This is a genomic window from Alkalihalobacterium sp. TH-98 (genome assembly GCF_057473385.1).
Window position 1 is genome coordinate 1 of record NZ_JBYCKM010000047.1, and the last position, 19,760, is coordinate 19,760.

Here is a 19,760-nt window from a genome sequence, read left to right on the forward strand (position 1 = left end):
CCGCTCACTAATCTGCGCCTTTCATTCACGCCTTCTCCTAGTTTTTTCCTCTACCGCTCACTATTACGCGCTTTTCGTTCACGCTTTCTCCTAATTTCTCCCTCTACCGCTCACAATTCGCGCCGTTTCGTTCACGCTTTCTCCTAAATTTTCCCTCTACCGCTCACGATTCGCGCCGTTTCGTTCACGCTTTCTCCTAATCTTTCCCTCTACCGCTCACGATCCGCGCCGTTTTATTCACGCTTTCTCCTATATTTTTCCTCCACCGCTCACGATTCACGCCGTTTCGTTCATGCTTTCTCCTAATTTTTCCCTCTACCGCACACTATTCTTGGTTAACTCCAGCTAAGGGTTAAATTTATTTTTATCGTACCATATTTTGTAATACTAATGGTTTTTTGTGGAAACTTATAATATTATTCTTCTTGACTTTGAACTTGAGATACAAGCTTTAAAAAGTTCTTCTGAAAACCTATGTTCATTTTCAAAACTAGTTCCTCTCTTTTTTCTTTTATCCTAAATACTGATCCACTTATATGGGTTATAAAACAACCTATACACCCAAATGAACAACCAAAAGAACCAAAAAAAACCACTAACCATACCCTTAATATTACTATTAACTAACAATTCGGTGCTTTGCTCCTATTTTGTCGATTGGCACAACTCTTGCAATACTAGTATAGAATTTATCTATTTTTGAAAGGAAGTGATTTAATTGAAAATGCCAAAAAATAGAAAGCGTTTTCAAACACCTGATACCTTTGTCATTATTTTCTTCGTAGTGGTAGCGGCCGCATTACTTACCTACCTTATACCACTAGGTGAATTTGAAACAAAGGAAGTTACATATGAATATCAAGGAACTGAATCGACAAGGACTGTATTGGATCCTGAAAGTTTTTCTGTTGTAGTTGATGCTGACGGAAATCCGGTGAAAGATGGAGTGAGTTTATTTGAACCTGGTGGCGGTGTAGGTTTCTTGAATTATTTTTTTGAGGGCCTTGTTTCCGGAAGTAAATGGGGATCGGCTATTGGTGTCGTTGCTTTTATCTTAATTATCGGTGGTTCATTTGGAGTCATTATGAAAACAGGGGCAGTTGAAGAAGGAATTCTATCTGTTATTAAGCGGACAAAAGGAAGAGAAATGTTGATCATACCTGTGATGTTCACTTGTTTTTCATTAGGGGGAGCCGTCTTTGGTATGGGAGAAGAAGCGATTGCGTTTGCTCTCATTCTCATTCCGCTCGTGATTGCTTTAGGTTATGATGCGATCACAGGCATTATGATTACATATGTAGCGACTCAAATTGGATTTGCGACATCTTGGATGAATCCTTTTGGGGTTGCAATCGCTCAAGGACTTGCAGATGTTCCTGTATTAAGCGGATCTCCTTTTCGTATTGCGATGTGGGCTTTCTTTACATTACTAGGAATTATTTATACGATGGTGTATGCTTCAAAAATTAAAAAAGATCCAACATCATCTTTATCCTATGAGTCTGATGACCACTTCAGAAAAGATTTTCGTGAAGAAAAGATTAATGCAAACTTCACAGTCGGGCATGGGCTAGTCATCTTATCTTTAGCTCTAGGTATCACTTGGATCATTTGGGGTGTCGTCAATCACGCGTACTACATTCCTGAGATCGCCACTCAATTCTTTACGATTGGCTTAGTCGCAGGGGTTATTGGTGTCATTTTTAAATTAAATCAGATGAGGGTTAATGACATTGCGCACAGCTTTAAAAACGGTGCTAAAGATTTATTACCTGCAGCTTTAATTGTTGGGATGGCCAAAGGAATTGTCATTATTCTCGGTGGTGATGACCCTGCTCAAGCATCGGTGTTAAATACGATTTTATTCCATACGGGTCAATTGTTTAACGGTTTGCCAACCGAATTTTCAGCTTGGTTAATGTTTGTCTTCCAATCGACGTTTAACTTCTTTGTTGTTTCAGGTACAGGGCAAGCCGCATTAACAATGCCCCTCCTTGCTCCGTTAGCAGATATGGCTGGTGTTACCAGACAAGTGGCTGTGCTTGCTTATCAATTAGGTGACGGGTTCACCAACTTAATTGTACCGACATCTGCGGCATTAATGGGAGTTTTAGGTGTAGCACGACTCGATTGGAGTAAATGGTTAAGGTTTCAGATTAAATTCCAAATTCTATTATTTATTTTTGGTTCTTTATTTGTTATTGGCGCAGCATTTATTGGCTTCAATTAAATAGATTGAGGAGATTGAGGAGGGATACACTTGTTACTACTAATAAAAAACGGGGACCTGTATACACCAGACTATATTGGAAGAAAAGATATTCTGATTGTTCATTCAAAGATTATCGCAATTCAAGATACCATTGAAGTACCTGAAGCTTTTATTGATGTAAAAGTGATTGATGCTACAGGATTAGTGATTACTCCTGGTTTTATTGACGCTCATGTTCATATTATTGGAGGCGGCGGTGAAGGCGGTTATAAAACTCGCACCCCTGAGCTTCAACTAACGGACACGATTAAAGGCGGAGTAACTACGGTAATCGGTGTAATTGGTACCGATGGAACAACAAGGACGATGCCAGATTTAATTGCTAAAGCAAGAGCATTAGATGAGGAAGGAATTACCTGTTTTGTTCAAACCGGATCCTATCAAATCCCTGTCAAAACTCTTACTGGAGCCATTGAAGATGATATTATTTTAATTGATAAAATCATTGGTGTTGGTGAAGTCGCAATTGCAGATCACCGCTCTTCACAACCTACCGCTCAAGAAGTGGCGAGGATTGCATCAGCCGCACGGGTTGGCGGTATGCTGTCCGGAAAATCCGGAATTGTAAATATTCACGTTGGCGACAGCCCTAGTAAGCTCAGCTTATTAGAGCAAGTCGCAGAACAAACAGATATCCCGATTAAACAATTCTTACCTACTCATATTAACCGTAATGAACCGTTATTTACAGCTGCCATCGATTATGCTAAAAAAGGCGGTTATGTAGATTTCACTACGAGCACAACTGAAAAATTTTTAATGGAAGATGAAGTGAAATGCAGCAAAGGCTTAAAGATAATGATTGAAACCGAAGTACCTATTGAAAACATCACTTTCACTTCAGACGGTCAAGCCAGCTTACCAGACTTTGACTCTGAAGGGAACTTGATTGGTTTGCAAATCGGAAAAGTAGAAAGCCTATTTCACGAAGTTAGAGATGCTATTCTGTTAGAGGAAGTTCCAATAGATACGGCTATCCGGGTCATCACCTCAAATCCTGCTGATATCCTTCGATTAGAGAGCAAAGGATATATTAAGGAAGGAAAAGATGCCGATCTTGTACTATTATCTAAGGACAGCTTAAAAATCCAGTCAGTAATTGCCAAGGGTCAAGTAATGATGACTGAAGGAAAAATAATTGTGAAAGGAACTTTTGAATAACTACATCAAATAATAAGCAATGATGACGGTCGCTCTTTTACATAGTTAAGGTAAAAGGGTGATTTTTTTCTTTGTGATACTATTTGGCCTTATAAAAAAATCTCCCTTCACAAGACTGGTTACTCCTTTTATCCTAGTTTACGAAACTATTTTTAAAAAACAAGAAATAGTACGAACCCATTCTATGAATAAATTCGTACCGTTAAGCAGACCACAACTTATAATAATTTTTTACCTAATAAAGAGCTAACTAAAGCTACGGCTACATCAGCTGTTTGATTTTTATTATCTAAGATAGGATTGATTTCTACAAACTCAGCAGATGTGATTAATTCGGATTCCGCTAACATCTCAAGTGCTAAATGGCTTTCCCGATATGAAATTCCACCTAAAACAGGTGTACCCACACCTGGAGCGTCTATAGGGTCAATTCCATCTAAGTCAAAACTTAAATGGACCCCATCTGTCCTGCCAGCAAAATGCCCGATGGTTTCTTCAATGACTTTAGTCATCCCAATGCGATCAATTTCATGCATCGTAAATACTTTTATACCTTGTTCTTTAATTAACTCTCTTTCCCCTTCATCTATAGAACGAGCACCAATAATAACTATATTTTCAGGCTTTACCTTTGGTACTATTCCTCCAATTTCAGTTAGTTTAGAATGACCGATCCCAAGATTTACTGCTAGGGGCATTCCATGTATATTTCCAGAAGGAGACGTTTCTTCTGTATTTAAATCCGGATGCGCATCATACCATATCACACCAAGGTTATTATGTCGCTGGCTAATCCCAGCAATTGATCCAATACTTATGCTGTGGTCACCGCCTAAGATAAGTGGGAAGCTTTGTTCCGCCTCAATTTCACATACTTTTCTGCACAGTTCCTCGCTTGCTTTTATCACTTCTTCTAAATTCCTTAGGCCATCTTGTTTACTAGAGCCAGGACGGTTGATATAAATGTCGCCGTAATCTTCTACTTCAAAGTCTAATGACTGAATTTCTTCAATTAACCCTGCATATCTCATGGCACTAGGGCCCATATCTACTCCCCTTCTTTTTTGCCCTAAATCCATCGGTACTCCGATTACCGAAACTTTTTGAAACTTTTTCATGTTAGTAACTCCTCTCATTTGTGAAAATCTATTACACTATACATATTGCAAAAACCATGCCAATTTAAGAGCAGCTTTAGAATAGAATATGTATATCAATACTCAATGCCATAAATGATTTTTTATCTTACGTTCTTTCTAAAATATGTATTGTTATACGGGGCCCGTTTTATTCATAAGGCAAAAGTTGAGCCCCCTAGAAGCACGCGTACTAAATAAAATATAGTTATAAATACGTACAAAAAACCTTGATGAGAATTAGATTTTAAAAAAATAGAATACTAGATAGATTACACCCAACCACGGAAGCGCGAAGCTTCAGCCATTTTACGAACCCCAACCATGTAGGCCGCTAACCGCATATTTACTTTATGAAATCTCGCCGTATTAAAAATATCATCAAATGATTTTACCATCACATCATAAAGTTTTTTGGAAACCTCTTCTCCTGACCAATAATACCCTAGATTGTTTTGTACCCATTCAAAGTAGGATACGGTCACCCCACCCGAACTAGCTAATACATCAGGCACTAACAAAATTCCTCGGTCGGATAATATGTTAGTAGCTTCTAAAGTTGTAGGTCCGTTTGCAGCTTCAACAATAACCTTGGCTTTAATTTGTTCTGCGTTTTCCGCTGTGATTTGATTAGAAATGGCAGCTGGAACTAAAATGTCACAAGGCAGTTCTAACAGCTCTTTGTTGGTTATTGTATTATTAAAGAGGTTTGTTACGGTTCCAAATGAGTCTCGACGATCTAAAAGATAAGGGATATCTAACCCACTCTCATCATAAAGAGCACCGTATGCATCTGAGATCCCAATAACCTTCGCTCCAGCTTCATGCATGAATTGAGCTAGATAACTACCCGCATTCCCGAAGCCTTGAACAACAACACGAGCGCCTTGCAACTCAATCCCTACTCGCTTAGCCGCTTCTTCAATACATATGACGACACCGCGAGCAGTAGCTGTTTCACGTCCATGCGAACCTCCAAGCACTAGCGGCTTTCCCGTAATAAATCCTGGTGAATCGAATTCTCGGATGCGACTATACTCATCCATCATCCACGCCATAATTTGTGAATTTGTAAAAACATCTGGTGCTGGAATGTCTTTAGTTGGTCCTACTAACTGGCTGATCGCTCTTACATACCCTCTGCTTAAACGCTCTAATTCAAGCATCGACATTTCTCTAGGGTCACACACAATGCCACCTTTACCTCCACCATAAGGTAGATCTGATATTCCACATTTTAAACTCATCCAAATCGATAATGCTTTCACTTCTTCTTCTGTCACTTCAGGATGGAAGCGAACGCCCCCTTTTGTTGGTCCAACAGCATCACTATGCTGGGCACGGTAAGCGGTAAAAACTTTAACTTTCCCATCATCCATTCGAACAGGAATTCTAACTGTTAACATTCGCAGAGGTTCTTTCATCAATTCATACACTTCGTTAGAATAACCTAATTTAGACAGCGCTTCTTTTATGACAATCTGAGTCGAGTCTAGCAAACTCTTTTTTTGATCCAAATTTTCATTACGTAGTTGACTTACAGAAGTTTTAACTGCCATTCCTTCCACCTCATTATTTTAAAGTAATTAAGCTAATACTCTTTTGATACGGTCAATGGCCCAGTCCATATCAACTATTGACATGACTAATGGCGGTGCAAAACGGATAACATTGATATGTGTTTCTTTACATAACAATCCAACTTGTTTTAATTGTTCACAGTACTCCCTTGCAGGTACCGTTAATTCAAGCCCTATAAATAACCCTCTACCACGAACTTCTTTTATCAATGGATTATTTATTTCTTTTAATTTTTCTTTAAAATAAGTTCCTAGTTGCTGTGAACGATTAACGAGCTGCTCTTTTAGAATTACGTCTATAGCCGCAATTGAAACTGCACAAGCAAGCGGGTTTCCGCCAAATGTCGAACCGTGTGAACCTGGTTCAAATACACCAAGAATATCATCATTGGCAGCGACAACGGATATTGGCATAACACCGGCTCCGAGTGCTTTACCTAGGATATACATATCAGGAATAACATCTTCCCAGTCACAGGCAAACATTTTACCTGTTCGTCCGAGACCCGTTTGTATTTCATCGGCAACAAATAACACTTTCTCTCTTTGACATAGTTCATAGGCTGCTTTTAGAAATCCTTTAGGGGGGACGATAATTCCCGCTTCTCCTTGAATAGGTTCAAGCATGAATGCCGCAGTATTTGGTGTAATGGCATGTGCCAGGGCATCTAAATCACCGTACGGGATGACCTTAATTCCTGGCAGCATCGGACCAAAACCTCTCTTATACTCTTCATTTGAAGAAAGTGAAACCGCTGTCATTGTACGTCCGTGAAAATTATTTTCACAAACAATGATCTCAGCTCCATTGACAGGAACACCCTTTACATCATAAGCCCAGCGGCGAACAGCTTTTACAGCTGTTTCGACCGCTTCTGCTCCAGTATTCATCGGGAGCAGCCTGCTTTTTCCTGTTAACTTTGAGATTTTTTCATAAAATGGTGCCAATTGGTCATTGTGGAATGCTCGTGATGTCAGGGTGATCCTGTCCGCCTGATCTTTTAGCGCCTGAATTATTTCTGGGTGGCAATGCCCTTGATTTACTGCCGAATAGGCACTTAACATATCCATGTATCGATTACCTTCTGGGTCTTCCACCCAAACGCCCTTCCCCTTAGATATAACAATCGGCAGTGGGTGATAGTTTTTGGCACCATATCTCTCAGTTGTTCCAATAATTGTATCTGTTACAGTCGTCATTGCATTTACCTCCTTGATTAAAGTTGCTCTGTTGTTAATTTTCCTTGTGTGAAATGTAATAAGTAATCCGGTCCTCCTGCTTTTGAGTCTGTACCTGACATGTTAAAGCCGCCAAATGGATGGTAGCCGACAATCGCACCTGTGCAACCGCGATTGAAGTATAAGTTTCCGACATGGAATTCTTCACGCGCTTTTTCGATATGCTCTCGTTTATTTGAAATGACTGCACCTGTTAAGCCGTATTCTGTGTTATTAGCCACTTCTAAAGCATGGTCAAAATCTTTTACCTTGCAAAACGCAACAACAGGCCCAAAGATTTCTTCCTTCATTAATCTTGCATTTTCATCAACATCAGCAAAGATGGTTGGCTGAATAAAGTATCCATTGGTTAAATCGCCTTCTCCGCCAGTTACTAAGCGCCCCTCTTCTTTACCAATTGCAATATAACTCATCACTTTATCAAAAGCACCTTGATCATTTACAGGACCCATATACGAATCATGAACTGGATTACCAACCGTTATTTCTTTCGTTAACGCAATCGACTTATCTAATACCTCATCGTATACATCCTCATGAATAACTGCTCTTGAGCAAGCTGAACACTTCTGCCCTGAAAAGCCGAATGCAGATTGAACAATCGATTGTGCAGCAAGGTCAAGGTCTGCACTGTTATCAACAACAATTGTGTCCTTGCCTCCCATTTCTGCAACGACACGCTTTAACCAAATTTGCCCTGGATGCACTTTCGCTGCTCGCTCATAAATACGGATACCAACTTCACGTGAACCAGTAAAGCTAATAAAACGTGTACGAGGATGGTCGACTAAATAATCACCAACTTCCGCTCCACTCCCCGGGATATAATTGACAACACCCGCCGGAAGGCCTGCCTCCTCTAATACTTCAATAAATTTATAGGCTACTACTGGCGTTGTACTAGCCGGTTTTAATAAAACTGTATTTCCTGCTACAAGTGCCGCTGAAGTCATACCTGCCATAATCGCAAATGCAAAGTTCCACGGTGAAATTACAACACCAACGCCTAGCGGAATGTAGGCTAATTTATTCTTTTCAATTTTGCGGCTTTTAACTGGATAACCCTTTTTTAGTTCCAACATTTGGCGTCCATAGTATTCTAAGAAGTCAATCGCTTCTGCTGTATCTGCATCTGCTTCTTTCCATGGCTTCCCTGCTTCATATACAAGGTAAGCAGAAAATTCATGTTTTCTACGGCGAACAATGGCTGCTGCTCTAAATAAAATATCTGCTCGAACTTCTGGTCGCCACTTTTTCCATGTGTTAAACGTTTTGTCTGCAACTTGCATCGCCTGTTCAGCTAAATGTTGATTGGCCTTAGAAACCGATCCTACAATCTGTTCTTTATTTGACGGGTTCTCTGAAATAATCTTAGCTTCAGTCGTAATTCGCTCTCCTCCAATAATGAGTGGATACTCCTTACCTAGTTCTGCTTCAACTTGCTTTAAAGCCACTTGAAATTCCTCTCTATTTTTCTCTAATGTAAAATCCGTGAATGGTTCATGCGTATAATCTTGGTACATATTATATCTACTCCTTTGAGTTAATGAATTTTGTTTCTCACCCAAACTATTGCAAATTCCATGCCAACTACTTAAACCATTAATTTTTCTCTTAATCTTACTTGCACCCTAATCTTTACAGGTTAAAATGGCATGAAAATTTTGCTACCCTATATAATTCGCAAATATTTTTTTCTTTCTTTAGTATTTTTTATAATAACGAAAAAATTTTTAGCGAAAGGACAATCCCCTGATTGATCCCCTCTTAATCACACCCCCTTGGCAAATCATCTTCTTCTACAACCGCTAACGTCATATCCGATAAAATCTTTTCTCCTGGTAAGACTCTAATCGAATTGATCTTCCCGCTTACTCCAAGTTCGACCTTTTTTAAGTTCCCATTTTGAGACTTAATAAGAAATAACGGCTCCCACTCATAGACGTACTCCCCTTCATCGACAAGGACCTCTTCAACAACTCCATTTGATTCACTTGTAACAATATGATAACTCCTCATTTCCTAACCTCCTTTTCATTTGTTAATCACATTGCAATTCGCGTGCCAATTTTAAAAATACTCTCACTATTTAAATAACAGACTTCAGTGACAATTTTTTTGTCCATTTTCTCGCAATATTTTTTTGATACGAAAAAAATATTTGCTAAATTTATTTGAAAATTTTAATATAATAGAAAAGTGGAATAGAAAGGATAGATGAAATGATTAATAGACAAACAATCGATAAACTCCTGCAAACTCAAAAAATCTATGAAACGTTAATTAATGAAATAGATGTCGGTGTACATGCCATTGACCATACAGGGAGAACGATGATCTATAATGACAAAATGATGGAAATTGAGTCGATGAGAAAGGAAGAAGTAATTGATAAAAATTTTCAAGATGTATTTATGTTTGAGGATGGACAAGGAAGTACTTTGCTGAACGCCTTACACCATAAAAAAGAAGTAAAAAATCAGAAGCAGACTTACTATAACAACAAAGGAAAGGAAATAACGACTATTAATAATACATTCCCTGTTTATGATGGCGAAACTGCTATAGGAGCCATTGAAATTGCTAAAGATGTTACTGTGATAGAACGGTTAGTCAGAAAAAATATGGGGATTAACGTTAATACGCGTTATTCTTTTGACAACATTATTGGATGTAGTTTGGCGATTAAAGAAGTCATTGAAAACACAAAGCGAGCAACACGTACAGCTTCTTCCGTACTTATCGTTGGAGAAACCGGAACTGGTAAAGAATTATTTGCTCAAAGTATCCATAATGGAAGTGATCGTTCATCTTCACCGTTTATCTCTCAAAACTGCGCGGCAATTCCTGATAACTTAATAGAAAGTCTACTATTTGGTACGAAAAAAGGCGCATTCACCGGAGCGATTGATCGTCCGGGATTATTTGAGCAAGCGGAAGGCGGAACCCTTTTACTTGATGAAATTAACTCTCTAAGTCCTATGCTGCAAGCTAAATTATTAAGGGCTATACAGGAAAAATCAATCCGAAGAGTCGGAGATACTGTTGACCGAAAAATAAATGTTCGGGTTATCTCAACCATTAATGAAGACCCGATTGAGGCGATTTCGAATCATCGATTACGCAAGGATCTCTTTTATCGACTAAGTGTAGTATCGCTTTTTATTCCTCCCCTTCGTGAACGAAAAGAAGATATTATTCAACTCATTGATTTCTTTATTAAAAAATATAACCATATGTTTCAAATGAATATCAAAGGCGTTTCTGAGGAAGTGTCATCTCTTTTAACCAATTATGATTGGCCAGGAAATATAAGAGAGCTCGAACATGTCATTGAAGGAGCTATAAATCTGATGATAGATGAAGAGGTAATTGAAATTTCCCATTTACCTTATAATTTTCGTAATAAGTCTGTGAGCAAGTCTTATGATACATACCCAAATGAACAGTCGATCATTGGTGTTCATCAGTTTACACCTAACGATAAACAACAACCGTTACGAAATCTTAAAGATTTCTTGTTAGAAGCCGAGAATTACTATATTAATAAAGCACTTGAGAAACACAAGTTTCACGTAACAAACGCCGCTAAAGAACTCGGACTCAGTAGACAAAGTCTTCAATATAGAATGAAGCGCTTAGAAGATAACTAATTATCATATAAAAACCATTAGGACGGATCCTAATGGTTTTTTGGACTTAATTTACTTCTTCCGTACGATCGGTTGCCGGTGGTGGTGTGTTTGATAGACTAGAAATTTCATCACGCCACTCCTTCGTCATGTTCACATCTAAAGCCGCTAACGAATATTCGAGCTGTTCTACATTTCTAGCGCCGATAATTGGTGCTGTTACTGCCGGATGTGCCATCACCCATGACACCGCAAGCGTAGCTGGATGAATTCCTTGTTCGTTCGCGTGCGCAGTAAATCGTTCTGCTACTTCAAAATTCATTTGATCACTATAACGATTGGTATACATCTCTTGTTCGACTAACCGACCTTGCTCCGGCTTACTATTCACACTATATTTCCCAGTTAATAGTCCGCCCCCTAATGGACTGTAGGTAATGACGCCCAATTGTTCGGACTGAGCAAGTGGTAAAATTTCAACTTCTGATTGACGTTTAACGAGATTGTACATCGGTTGAATTAACTCAAACCGTGCCAATTGTTCCTTGGCTGAAATACCGAGCGCCTTCGCGATTTGCCACGCTGCCCAGTTACTTACCGCTGGATAAAGGATCTTTCCCTGAGCTTGAAGATCATCTAATGCACGAAGGGTTTCTTCCATCGGTGTATCTTCATCAAATTTATGTACAAAGTAAAAATCAAGTCGATCGGTTTTTAACCGTCGTAGCGTATTTTCCACTTCTAACATGATATGGCGACGTGACAACCCTCTTGCATTTACATCGGTACCCGTTGGAAAATAGACTTTGGATGCTAGTACAATGTCATCTCGACAATCTTCAATACATTCCCCTAGGATTTCTTCGGCGACTCCGTTACTATACATATTCGCACAATCATAAAAATTAATGCCTGCCTCACGTGTCCGCTTAAACATCGCTTTAGACGTTTCTCGATCCGCATTTCCACCAAAAGACATTGTCCCAAAGCATAAGCTTGACACTTTAATTCCTGTTTTTCCAACTGTACGATACTCCATCGTTACCCCTCCAATTATTTAGTTGTAACTTCACGTTGATTATATAAAAATACACAATACTATTAAAACCGAATGATAAATTAAAACTTTACATTACTATTTAATCGATATCCTTTAATAACAACTCCAACTCATACTTCAGATTACTCCTGGTTTCCAAGTCCACATCACCCGTTACTTCTTCCACTGGGTATTTTTCCTGTGAAACGATCGAGTGCTTTAACCGTAAAAATGTACTTAACGTAAAATCACAATCATCCCAATCGGTACGGTAACCTACGATTCCTTGTCTCTTAATCAATGAATCTACTTCTTTGATCACGCACTTTAAAAACTCATCATAGGAACATTCGGTATCCATCCATATTTCAGACTTGTTTTTATAGCTTAAATCCTCATAGTATTCTACTTTTATAGACAATAGGCGCTTCTCTTTTAATTCAAAGGTCCAGACTACCCCATCTGGTTCACCGTCCCATTGACAGCTGCTGATGTTCTTTACTTCTCTTTTAGGGACACACTCTGAGTTTAACTCCATTAATGCGACTAAAAAATCATCCAAACAGTTGGTAATATAACTCGCGGTAAACTCTAGCTTTTGCGAATTCAGTTCGAGGGTACACGTGGCCCAGCCAGTTCCGCTTACTATATAATTAAAATCCATATCCTTCACCTTCATATCAAATATAAAATACTAGAGTACTATATTCGTAGTTGCTGACATTTTTTGTTTTACCTCTAGGGGTTCCCCTTTATTTAGTTCGATTTGAGTTACTGTTTTTCCTTCGTCTAAATATAGTAGAGACAATTAATATGATGCAAAAACCTACTATACCACTCAAAACGCCATACCAAACCGTACCTTTAAACAGCAGGCTTGCTAACACCGTACCGATAAAATATCCAATGCCAATATTGATAGCGTATTTGAATGAGTGCTTTACCATACAATCCCCCAATATTGTTGCAGTTGATCTCTCATTACTAAACTAGTAGTATTTCCTTCTAAACCGAGATATCGCAAACGTTTTCAATAACTACCAATATTATAACATGCAGTTGAAATTTTACTTTACGACTTCTTTCCAACAGAAAAAGGAGCTGCTTAACCAACAACTCCTTTCTATATTAGATTTTAACTCAGTAAAAACCCTTGAATAGAAACTAGAAGAACAAATAAAGATACCCCGATGCTCATATATCCCCAAAATGCTTTTCTATCTCTTTGCAGTTCAAGAATTCCTGTCAACATAATCGCTATTGATAGAAACAATAATAAATAAGGTGAAGTCGCCATGTTTCCTGTGATGATACTAAATAGGGCTAATGCTGTTACGATAATAGATGAGACCAATCTAAGTCTTTTTAGCATACTCTACCTCCTACCACTAGTTCACAACTTTTTTATCCTATTTAATAGATATATATTGGTATGAAATAAGGTTTATGACAGATACGAGATTAAGCAGTTCCTTCTCAACCTCAATTTTTTAAACTGAATTTTATACAGTACATTTACCCTACTCTCACATACAGTCATTTTTGATATTTTTAGGTACGATGATGTAGTTAGTTTTTTCGGAACACTAAATATCTACTAGTATCTTAATATACTATTTTCTCATTTTTCAAAAAATGATATATTTCTAAAGGGAAACTATTTCGCAACACGAATATACCTCTAGCAAGTTCTTAAAAAATTTGTAACTTTATGGAGGTCATTTATGAAGAAGTGGTTAGCTGGATTATCATTAGCAGGTTTACTTGCACTTGGGGGCTCTGGGGCAATGGCAGCGGAAAAAACGGACTATATCGTTACGTTTTCTAGTTCATCTATCCCGCAAAGTCTCATCACACAAATGGAAGGTTTTGGGGCTGAAATTATTCAAGAAGTACCGCAAATTGGGGTTGTCAATGTAAGGTCTTCAAACCCTGAGTTTAGAGCTTGGGCTGGGAGTCACTCTGGAATTGCAGCAATATCTGAAGATGTTGAAATTCGTTCCCCTGAAACAGAATTTGAGTTTGCTTACCGTTTTGACGAGGGCTTACGTGTAGACACAAGTAGTGCTGATTTGTATGAAGAATATCAATGGGATATTAAACGAGTAACAAATGAAGGGAAATCTTGGGACATTCAGCCAGGAAATCATGATGTTTTAGTAGCAATCATCGATAGTGGTGTGGATACAACACATCCAGATTTACAAAGAAACCTATTATATGCAAAATCATTCGTTCCAGGCACTGCTGATAATTCTTTTAGAGGAAATCACGGTACACATGTTGCTGGTACAATTGCAGCCAATGGAAGAGTAATGGGCGTTGGTCCTGAGTTAGCCATTGCTTCCTACCGCGTTTCAAACTGGACAAGTATTTTAGCTGGGATCACAACTGCTGCAGATGATGGTGTCGATGTGGCGAACTTAAGTTTAGGTACGTACAGTATCATGAACGATGAACAACAAAGGACACTTCACCTAACAGCTTCTCGTGCGGTTAGATATGCGCAAAGCAAAGATATGTTTATTGTTGGGGCAAACGGAAACAACGCAATTGACTTAGGCAAGAAAATGCATACGGTTCCTGGAGAAGGTGCACAGTGGTCTGGACCGTTACATGACACATTCTCAGATATCCCTTGGGTCATCAGTGTTTCTTCATCTACAATTAACGATGAGCTCGCTTTTTACTCTAACTACGGTAATGTTGATCTTGCTGCTCCTGGTGGAGATCGCGAACATTCTACATTATCAACAGTCTCAGGTGGATACGGCTATATGATCGGTACAAGTATGGCTGCTCCAAAAGTAGCTGCTGCGATCGGAGTTGTGAAAGCACAAAACCCTGATATGAAACCAGCTCAAATTAGAGCTTTACTTCAGCAAACAGCTGACGGTGGCAGCAAAGGAACAAGCCGTCAACATTTTGGTCATGGGATTGTTAACGTTTATAATGCGTTACAAAGATAGATAATCAAAGAGGCTGCCCACCGATCATTGGATCGTGATGAGGCAGCCTTTTTTATAGCTTTTAGGAGAATAAATTTCATTACTTGCACTAACTTCCTACTAAATAAACTAACAAGACTATTAGGCGGTGAATTAAGTTTACAATGTCCAACAAGATTTTACTTAATACAATGGATATGTAATGATCCCCATAATTACCGCAGAAACCAAGACCCCAAAACTAATCGATAGAAAGGCAACTCGAAATGGAATAAAAAACAAGATTGCTGCTAAGCATGCACTATACGCCCCAGTGGTTGGAAACGGAACCGCTGTAAATAAAACTAACCCAAAGGCTCCGTACTTTTCTAATTTACGACTTTTACTTATCGTCCTCTGATATAACCAATGATAGAAACGATCGTAGAAGTTAAACCTGACCAACCACTTACTTATCGGTCGGAACAGTAATAAAATCGGTGCTATCGGAAGAAGGTTTCCTAATATGCTGTATACGAGCGCTGATTGAAATGATAAGTCTAAAAATGCTCCTGCCGGCAACCCACCCCGTAATTCAATAATCGGCAATGCTGAAATAATAACGATAATAGCTTCTGGTGGTAAAAAACTTAAATGTTCAATGAGTCCCTCTTGTATGGCTTTCTTAAAATTATCCACTCAAACAACTTCCTCCATAATTGGTAAGATTTATACTTTTATTCATCTTATCATATCTTCCTTTTGAATTGGACTTACTCCCTGTTTGATTTTTTCACCTTCCATTTTCATTACAATATTTTCCTATCTCCCCTACTAATCTTGTATAATAGCAAGATGGTCAATAACTACATATCTTTTTTACATAATTATCTACTTTTTAAAGAAAAACATTATTTTGTTGAAACTTCCCCCGTCACTTATGTATCTAACAGATAGTACATCACGAAAGGAGCACGATTCGTGGAGCAAATAAAGATCGTCAAAAAAGCAAAAAAAGGCGATGTTGACTCATTCGAGCAACTTATCCTTATTCATAAATTAACGATGTATCGCGTTGCAAAAACGATACTTTCACGAGATGAAGATTGTGCCGATGCGATGCAAGAAGCGATATTAAAAGCCTTCCAAAGCATCCATACGTTGCGAGAACCTACTTTTTTTAAATCATGGTTGATCCGCATTTTAATGAATGAATGTCATCAACTGCACAGAAAAAGAAGAAACCTTACGTCATTTGACCATTTTGTTGAGCCCTTTTCCGATGATAAAGGTTACGAAAAAATTGAAATCCAGGAAATGCTCGACACTCTTCCAAGTGAACAGAGTCAACTTTTAAAACTGTTTCATATTGAAGATCTTTCAATTCAAGAAATTTCTCAAATCTATGAAACACCTGAAAATACGATTAAAACTAAATTACGCAGGGCGCGGGAAAAAGTCCGTCAACACCTAGTAAAACATGAGGAGGGTTTAACATGGAAAAATGGGAACAGCAACTAAAAATTGACGTGAATACCTCCCTGCCAACTGAAGTCGAACAACGTATTTCAGCAACCTTGCAACAACTACCACGAAAAAAACGACGTCCGAAATTCATTTTCGGTTTAACTGCAGCAGTTCTAGCCTTGATTGTGACAACGAGTTTACCATTTTTATCTCCAACGATTGCCGAGACTATGAAAAAGCTCCCTGTTTTTGGCTCTGCATTTGAATTTGTCGGTAATATCGGCATGAAAAAAGGCGCTGATGATGGTTTAGCGACCTCTCTAGGTGAGCAAATTGAATTTGATGGCCATCTCGTTACCTTCACAGAGACACTTTATGATGGCGGTGAGATCCACCTCGGCTATATTCTTGAAATGACAAACCCAGCCCAACCTCCTCAATTTTTAGGGACATTTGACTTACTGATCAATGGAAAACCTTCAGGTGGCTACGGAATGGGTGGTCATGAAGAAGAAATAGAAGAAGGTTTGTATGCTGGGGCTGTAAGTATCAGGTTAAGTGAAGAAGTACCAGATTCGTTTTTACTTGGCATCCGTCCACATGAAGGGCGTTCATGGTTTGTACAACTACCCGTAGAAAAGCAGGGAGAACAAAAATCAGTTCTAGTCAATCAAAAAAGAGTAACAGACGGATTAGCAATTGTATATGATAAAGTTACATTCTTTCCTACTTCTACACAATTGAGTTTACGGTTAATTATGGACGAAGAAGATTTCTTCGATGATCGCTTTATGTTGCTAGATTATCTTGTGACAGATGATCAAGGTCGTGTACTGCAACCATTTAGTGGAGGTGGTGGCGGCGGGGGACCCGAAAATGGTAAAGTCATCCATACATTTGAACAGTATTTTGAACCACTTGATGTTGTACCGAGCTCGATTACGATTCGTCCGTACCTTGGTGACTTTAAAGAAACCGTTCCTAAGAGCATCAGGAAAAAATGGATGAACGAGGAACTTATACTTTCCCAAGGAGAAATGGGTGAAATCAGTTTCTTAAATGTTAAAAAAAGTGATGATGTCTATACATTAACTTACGAGGTGAGCGGATTGGATGCCTATCGTCAAGCCAATGCTATCTGGCTAGAAGACGGAGACGGAAATCGTTACTACAGTTTAAAACCCGCACTTCGCGTCGACGGAACGACCCATCAATATCAATCTTCCTTTGAAACGACAGTACCGTTAGAGGAGTTATACTTTACTACAATTAGTTTGAATGCTCCTAACTTCTTGGAAGAATTAGAAATAAAAATAGATTTAGACAGATAACTTTTAAAAAAGTATAGAGGAACTAGGTGTCTAACCTCCTTCCTCTATACTTTTTCAGCTTTATTACGAGACTATTTACTGTATCCTCATATTCGGCACTCATCCTTTCTCTCTTTCAACCCCTTTATTGGACATATATGCTTATTTTTCGGGTACAACAAAAAACGCCCCTGTCAAAGGCGACAGGAACGCTCATTATTTCCTCACTAATTTTAATCCATATACAACTTCGCTCGAATAAATACCAATCACTCCAGCCTTTGCGCTCTCGATCTTTTGTGTAGTATCCAGTTGGATCGAGAAGGGTCAACCCCTTTACCAATTAGTCATTCCCTCTCCTGCTCATGTATGATGGTTCGTTGACTTTTGAACCATTATTCGCCTTAAATTCTTCTAGCCGTTTCAGTGTGATCTTATATTTCCTTTCTTGCTTCTTACGGACTTTTTTAATAAGTTTTTTAATGAATTTCTTCTCCATATACAACCTCTTCCTTTCTGTTTTAAGATTAAAAGCAGTTGTATGTTTAGGATATTCGAGAAGAAAGTTGTACTGTGCTACGTTACGGAAGATTTTTTTGTGTGAATGGGAGCTAAAGGGAATGACCTATGTTATTTATAAAACACTTGTAACAGTACATAATATTATTTATTGAAACATGCTACTCGTGTTTGATGGTAATCCATTGTTAGAAAAACTCTCATAAATCGAAATCAAAAAAATATTTTAAGGAGCTGATCGATTGACACCGTCTAAAAAATGGCTGTGCTATTTAATATCCATCTTTCCATTTGTTGGCTTAGTGTTTTTTGCCTTTTGGATCAGTGACCCCGACAAAGAGAAAAGAAGAGTCGGGTTCATCTCACTACTCATTTCGTTTGTGTCATTTATTATCATTTTTTTTCTTCTTTAGTATCGTTTCTGCTTATGCACCATGAACGGCTGGCACTTGATTCTTGCTGATCGTTTTTTTGTTTAGATTATGCTCCCTTTATACCTTTCGAATTGTAATTTCCCCAGAACTTCAGCAACAATCGAAATGGGAACGGGATGGGCCAACCCGCTTTTTCAGCTTGACGAAGAAAGTTGATAAAGGATGCCTCGACGCGTCGTTGTGATTTTACTTTTTCTTTGTCGCCCCGTACGGTCACTCGATATCCATCTTCGAGCCCCTCAAACTTCACTTCGTACGATCCAAATTCCTCAGCAGCTTCTTTTTGTACTTTTGCTTCTGACACATTACTCATCCTTTCGAGATAATTGATTTACTAATCGGCGATACACTAGAGTTGAACGTAGATAAAAAAGAAAGCTGATAGTAAAAACAGCTACACTTCCGTATGCAAGTTCAAGCTCATTCAATAAGAACGATACGTAGCTGGCAATTGAAGTAAGTAACATAAAAAGAAAGGCATCTCGCTTCTTTGATTGGTAGTAAGAAATGGTTCTCTCCGTTCGGTCTTTTCTTTCTTGCCATTCTCGATACCGCTTTGGTTCATTCAAGGCTTCTTGCAATTGGCGTGGAATACCAAGCAGCGGCCTTGCAAAATCAATAACATTTATATCCTATCTCCCTTCTCTCATCAAAAAACGTTCCTGCCATTGATAACAGGAACGCGTTGCTTCACTAGGTTAGCAGTAGAGGGAAAAATTAGGAGAAAGCGTGAACGAAAAGCGCTGATTCGTGAGCGTTGGAGGGAATAATTAGGAGAAAGCGTGAACAAAAAGCGCTGATTCGTGAGCGGTGGAGGGAATAATTAGGAGGAAGCGTGAACGAAAGGCGCGGAATCGTGAGCGGTAGAGGGAAAAACTAGGAGAAAGCGCTAACGAAAAGCGCTGATTCGTGAGCGATGGAGGGAAAAATTAGGAGGAAGCGTGAACGAAAAGCGCTGATTCGTGAGCGGTGGAAGTAATAATTAGGAGGAAGCGTGAACGAAAGGCGCGGAATCGTGAGCGGTAGAGGGAATAATTAGGAGAA

Annotated in this window: 18 protein-coding genes; 6 read left to right on the top strand and 12 right to left on the bottom strand. The window is 38.8% G+C overall.

The window, feature by feature from the left end; genetic code table 11:
• Positions 1-724 precede the first annotated feature (724 nt).
• Both yfcC and iadA read left to right on the top strand, forming a co-directional pair.
• A complete protein-coding gene (gene yfcC, locus AC2VNP_RS19490) occupies positions 725-2,230 on the top strand; it encodes a putative basic amino acid antiporter YfcC (RefSeq protein ID WP_486918967.1) in 1,506 nt (501 codons plus the stop codon).
• 30 nt (positions 2,231-2,260) lie between these two features.
• Positions 2,261-3,433, top strand: a complete 1,173-nt coding sequence (iadA, locus tag AC2VNP_RS19495) for a beta-aspartyl-peptidase (RefSeq protein ID WP_486918939.1) — start codon at positions 2,261-2,263, stop codon at positions 3,431-3,433.
• 218 nt (positions 3,434-3,651) lie between these two features.
• Here iadA and rocF read toward each other — a convergent pair whose 3' ends face one another.
• The 5 genes from rocF to AC2VNP_RS19520 all read right to left on the bottom strand — a co-directional run bounded on the left by rocF (position 3,652) and on the right by AC2VNP_RS19520 (position 9,407).
• Complete coding sequence (rocF, locus tag AC2VNP_RS19500; RefSeq protein WP_486918940.1) at positions 3,652-4,551, bottom strand: arginase; 900 nt, start codon at positions 4,549-4,551, stop codon at positions 3,652-3,654.
• 290 nt (positions 4,552-4,841) lie between these two features.
• Positions 4,842-6,128, bottom strand: a complete 1,287-nt coding sequence (locus AC2VNP_RS19505) for a Glu/Leu/Phe/Val family dehydrogenase (protein WP_486918941.1) — start codon at positions 6,126-6,128, stop codon at positions 4,842-4,844.
• A gap of 27 nt (positions 6,129-6,155) precedes the next feature.
• On the bottom strand, positions 6,156-7,349 hold the full coding sequence (locus AC2VNP_RS19510; protein ID WP_486918942.1) for an ornithine--oxo-acid transaminase: 1,194 nt from the start codon (positions 7,347-7,349) through the stop codon (positions 6,156-6,158).
• Between the two features lie 17 nt (positions 7,350-7,366).
• A complete protein-coding gene (gene pruA, locus AC2VNP_RS19515; RefSeq protein ID WP_486918943.1) occupies positions 7,367-8,911 on the bottom strand; it encodes an L-glutamate gamma-semialdehyde dehydrogenase in 1,545 nt (514 codons plus the stop codon).
• A gap of 244 nt (positions 8,912-9,155) precedes the next feature.
• On the bottom strand, positions 9,156-9,407 hold the full coding sequence (locus AC2VNP_RS19520) for a biotin/lipoyl attachment domain-containing protein (protein ID WP_486918944.1): 252 nt from the start codon (positions 9,405-9,407) through the stop codon (positions 9,156-9,158).
• A 203-nt stretch (positions 9,408-9,610) separates the two neighbouring features.
• On the opposite strand from AC2VNP_RS19520, the gene AC2VNP_RS19525 reads away from it, so the two are divergent.
• A complete protein-coding gene (locus AC2VNP_RS19525) occupies positions 9,611-11,041 on the top strand; it encodes a sigma-54 interaction domain-containing protein (RefSeq protein ID WP_486918945.1) in 1,431 nt (476 codons plus the stop codon).
• Positions 11,042-11,087: 46 nt separating this feature from the next.
• Here the strand turns inward: AC2VNP_RS19525 and AC2VNP_RS19530 are convergent, their stop codons facing one another.
• From AC2VNP_RS19530 to AC2VNP_RS19540, 3 genes are all read right to left on the bottom strand, one after another.
• Positions 11,088-12,059, bottom strand: coding sequence for an aldo/keto reductase (locus tag AC2VNP_RS19530; protein ID WP_486918946.1), 972 nt, complete (start codon positions 12,057-12,059; stop codon positions 11,088-11,090).
• A gap of 100 nt (positions 12,060-12,159) precedes the next feature.
• Positions 12,160-12,723 carry a hypothetical protein gene (locus tag AC2VNP_RS19535; protein ID WP_486918947.1) on the bottom strand — a complete coding sequence of 188 codons (564 nt, stop codon included), beginning with the start codon at positions 12,721-12,723 and terminating at the stop codon, positions 12,160-12,162.
• A 471-nt stretch (positions 12,724-13,194) separates the two neighbouring features.
• The gene (locus AC2VNP_RS19540; RefSeq protein WP_486918948.1) at positions 13,195-13,431 is read right to left on the bottom strand and encodes a DUF3953 domain-containing protein; all 237 of its coding nucleotides are present in this window, start codon (positions 13,429-13,431) and stop codon (positions 13,195-13,197) included.
• 352 nt (positions 13,432-13,783) lie between these two features.
• Here AC2VNP_RS19540 and AC2VNP_RS19545 point away from each other — a divergent pair, with 352 nt between their 5' ends.
• The gene (locus tag AC2VNP_RS19545) at positions 13,784-15,028 is read left to right on the top strand and encodes a S8 family serine peptidase (RefSeq protein WP_486918949.1); all 1,245 of its coding nucleotides are present in this window, start codon (positions 13,784-13,786) and stop codon (positions 15,026-15,028) included.
• 162 nt (positions 15,029-15,190) lie between these two features.
• Here AC2VNP_RS19545 and AC2VNP_RS19550 read toward each other — a convergent pair whose 3' ends face one another.
• On the bottom strand, positions 15,191-15,685 hold the full coding sequence (locus AC2VNP_RS19550) for a COG2426 family protein (RefSeq protein ID WP_486918950.1): 495 nt from the start codon (positions 15,683-15,685) through the stop codon (positions 15,191-15,193).
• Between the two features lie 282 nt (positions 15,686-15,967).
• Here AC2VNP_RS19550 and AC2VNP_RS19555 point away from each other — a divergent pair, with 282 nt between their 5' ends.
• Both AC2VNP_RS19555 and AC2VNP_RS19560 read left to right on the top strand, forming a co-directional pair.
• On the top strand, positions 15,968-16,507 hold the full coding sequence (locus tag AC2VNP_RS19555) for a sigma-70 family RNA polymerase sigma factor (RefSeq protein ID WP_486918951.1): 540 nt from the start codon (positions 15,968-15,970) through the stop codon (positions 16,505-16,507).
• Positions 16,483-17,784 carry a DUF4179 domain-containing protein gene (locus AC2VNP_RS19560; protein WP_486918952.1) on the top strand — a complete coding sequence of 434 codons (1,302 nt, stop codon included), beginning with the start codon at positions 16,483-16,485 and terminating at the stop codon, positions 17,782-17,784. The genes AC2VNP_RS19555 and AC2VNP_RS19560 overlap by 25 nt, the downstream gene beginning before the upstream one ends.
• Before the next feature lie 322 nt (positions 17,785-18,106).
• On the opposite strand, the gene AC2VNP_RS19565 is transcribed toward AC2VNP_RS19560, so the two are convergent.
• The 3 genes from AC2VNP_RS19565 to AC2VNP_RS19575 all read right to left on the bottom strand — a co-directional run bounded on the left by AC2VNP_RS19565 (position 18,107) and on the right by AC2VNP_RS19575 (position 19,285).
• A complete protein-coding gene (locus tag AC2VNP_RS19565; RefSeq protein ID WP_486918953.1) occupies positions 18,107-18,262 on the bottom strand; it encodes a hypothetical protein in 156 nt (51 codons plus the stop codon).
• Positions 18,263-18,762: 500 nt separating this feature from the next.
• Positions 18,763-19,020 (bottom strand): hypothetical protein, encoded by a 258-nt coding sequence (locus AC2VNP_RS19570; RefSeq protein ID WP_486918954.1) that lies wholly within the window; start codon positions 19,018-19,020, stop codon positions 18,763-18,765.
• 1 nt (position 19,021) lies between these two features.
• Positions 19,022-19,285 (bottom strand): hypothetical protein, encoded by a 264-nt coding sequence (locus tag AC2VNP_RS19575; protein WP_486918955.1) that lies wholly within the window; start codon positions 19,283-19,285, stop codon positions 19,022-19,024.
• Between the last annotated feature and the right edge of the window lie 475 nt (positions 19,286-19,760).

Excerpts from the sequence above, each read along its gene's own strand:
- pruA (WP_486918943.1), bottom strand. The coding sequence starts at position 8,911 with ATGTACCAAGATTATACGCATGAACCATTCACGGATTTTACATTAGAG.
- AC2VNP_RS19540 (WP_486918948.1), bottom strand. The coding sequence starts at position 13,431 with ATGCTAAAAAGACTTAGATTGGTCTCATCTATTATCGTAACAGCATTA.
- AC2VNP_RS19530 (WP_486918946.1), bottom strand. The coding sequence starts at position 12,059 with ATGGAGTATCGTACAGTTGGAAAAACAGGAATTAAAGTGTCAAGCTTA.
- rocF (WP_486918940.1), bottom strand. The coding sequence starts at position 4,551 with ATGAAAAAGTTTCAAAAAGTTTCGGTAATCGGAGTACCGATGGATTTA.
- AC2VNP_RS19520 (WP_486918944.1), bottom strand. The coding sequence starts at position 9,407 with ATGAGGAGTTATCATATTGTTACAAGTGAATCAAATGGAGTTGTTGAA.
- AC2VNP_RS19545 (WP_486918949.1), top strand. The coding sequence starts at position 13,784 with ATGAAGAAGTGGTTAGCTGGATTATCATTAGCAGGTTTACTTGCACTT.
- AC2VNP_RS19565 (WP_486918953.1), bottom strand. The coding sequence starts at position 18,262 with ATGGAGAAGAAATTCATTAAAAAACTTATTAAAAAAGTCCGTAAGAAG.
- AC2VNP_RS19560 (WP_486918952.1), top strand. The coding sequence starts at position 16,483 with ATGGAAAAATGGGAACAGCAACTAAAAATTGACGTGAATACCTCCCTG.
- AC2VNP_RS19535 (WP_486918947.1), bottom strand. The coding sequence starts at position 12,723 with ATGGATTTTAATTATATAGTAAGCGGAACTGGCTGGGCCACGTGTACC.
- AC2VNP_RS19525 (WP_486918945.1), top strand. The coding sequence starts at position 9,611 with ATGATTAATAGACAAACAATCGATAAACTCCTGCAAACTCAAAAAATC.
- yfcC (WP_486918967.1), top strand. The coding sequence starts at position 725 with ATGCCAAAAAATAGAAAGCGTTTTCAAACACCTGATACCTTTGTCATT.
- AC2VNP_RS19505 (WP_486918941.1), bottom strand. The coding sequence starts at position 6,128 with ATGGCAGTTAAAACTTCTGTAAGTCAACTACGTAATGAAAATTTGGAT.
- AC2VNP_RS19510 (WP_486918942.1), bottom strand. The coding sequence starts at position 7,349 with ATGACGACTGTAACAGATACAATTATTGGAACAACTGAGAGATATGGT.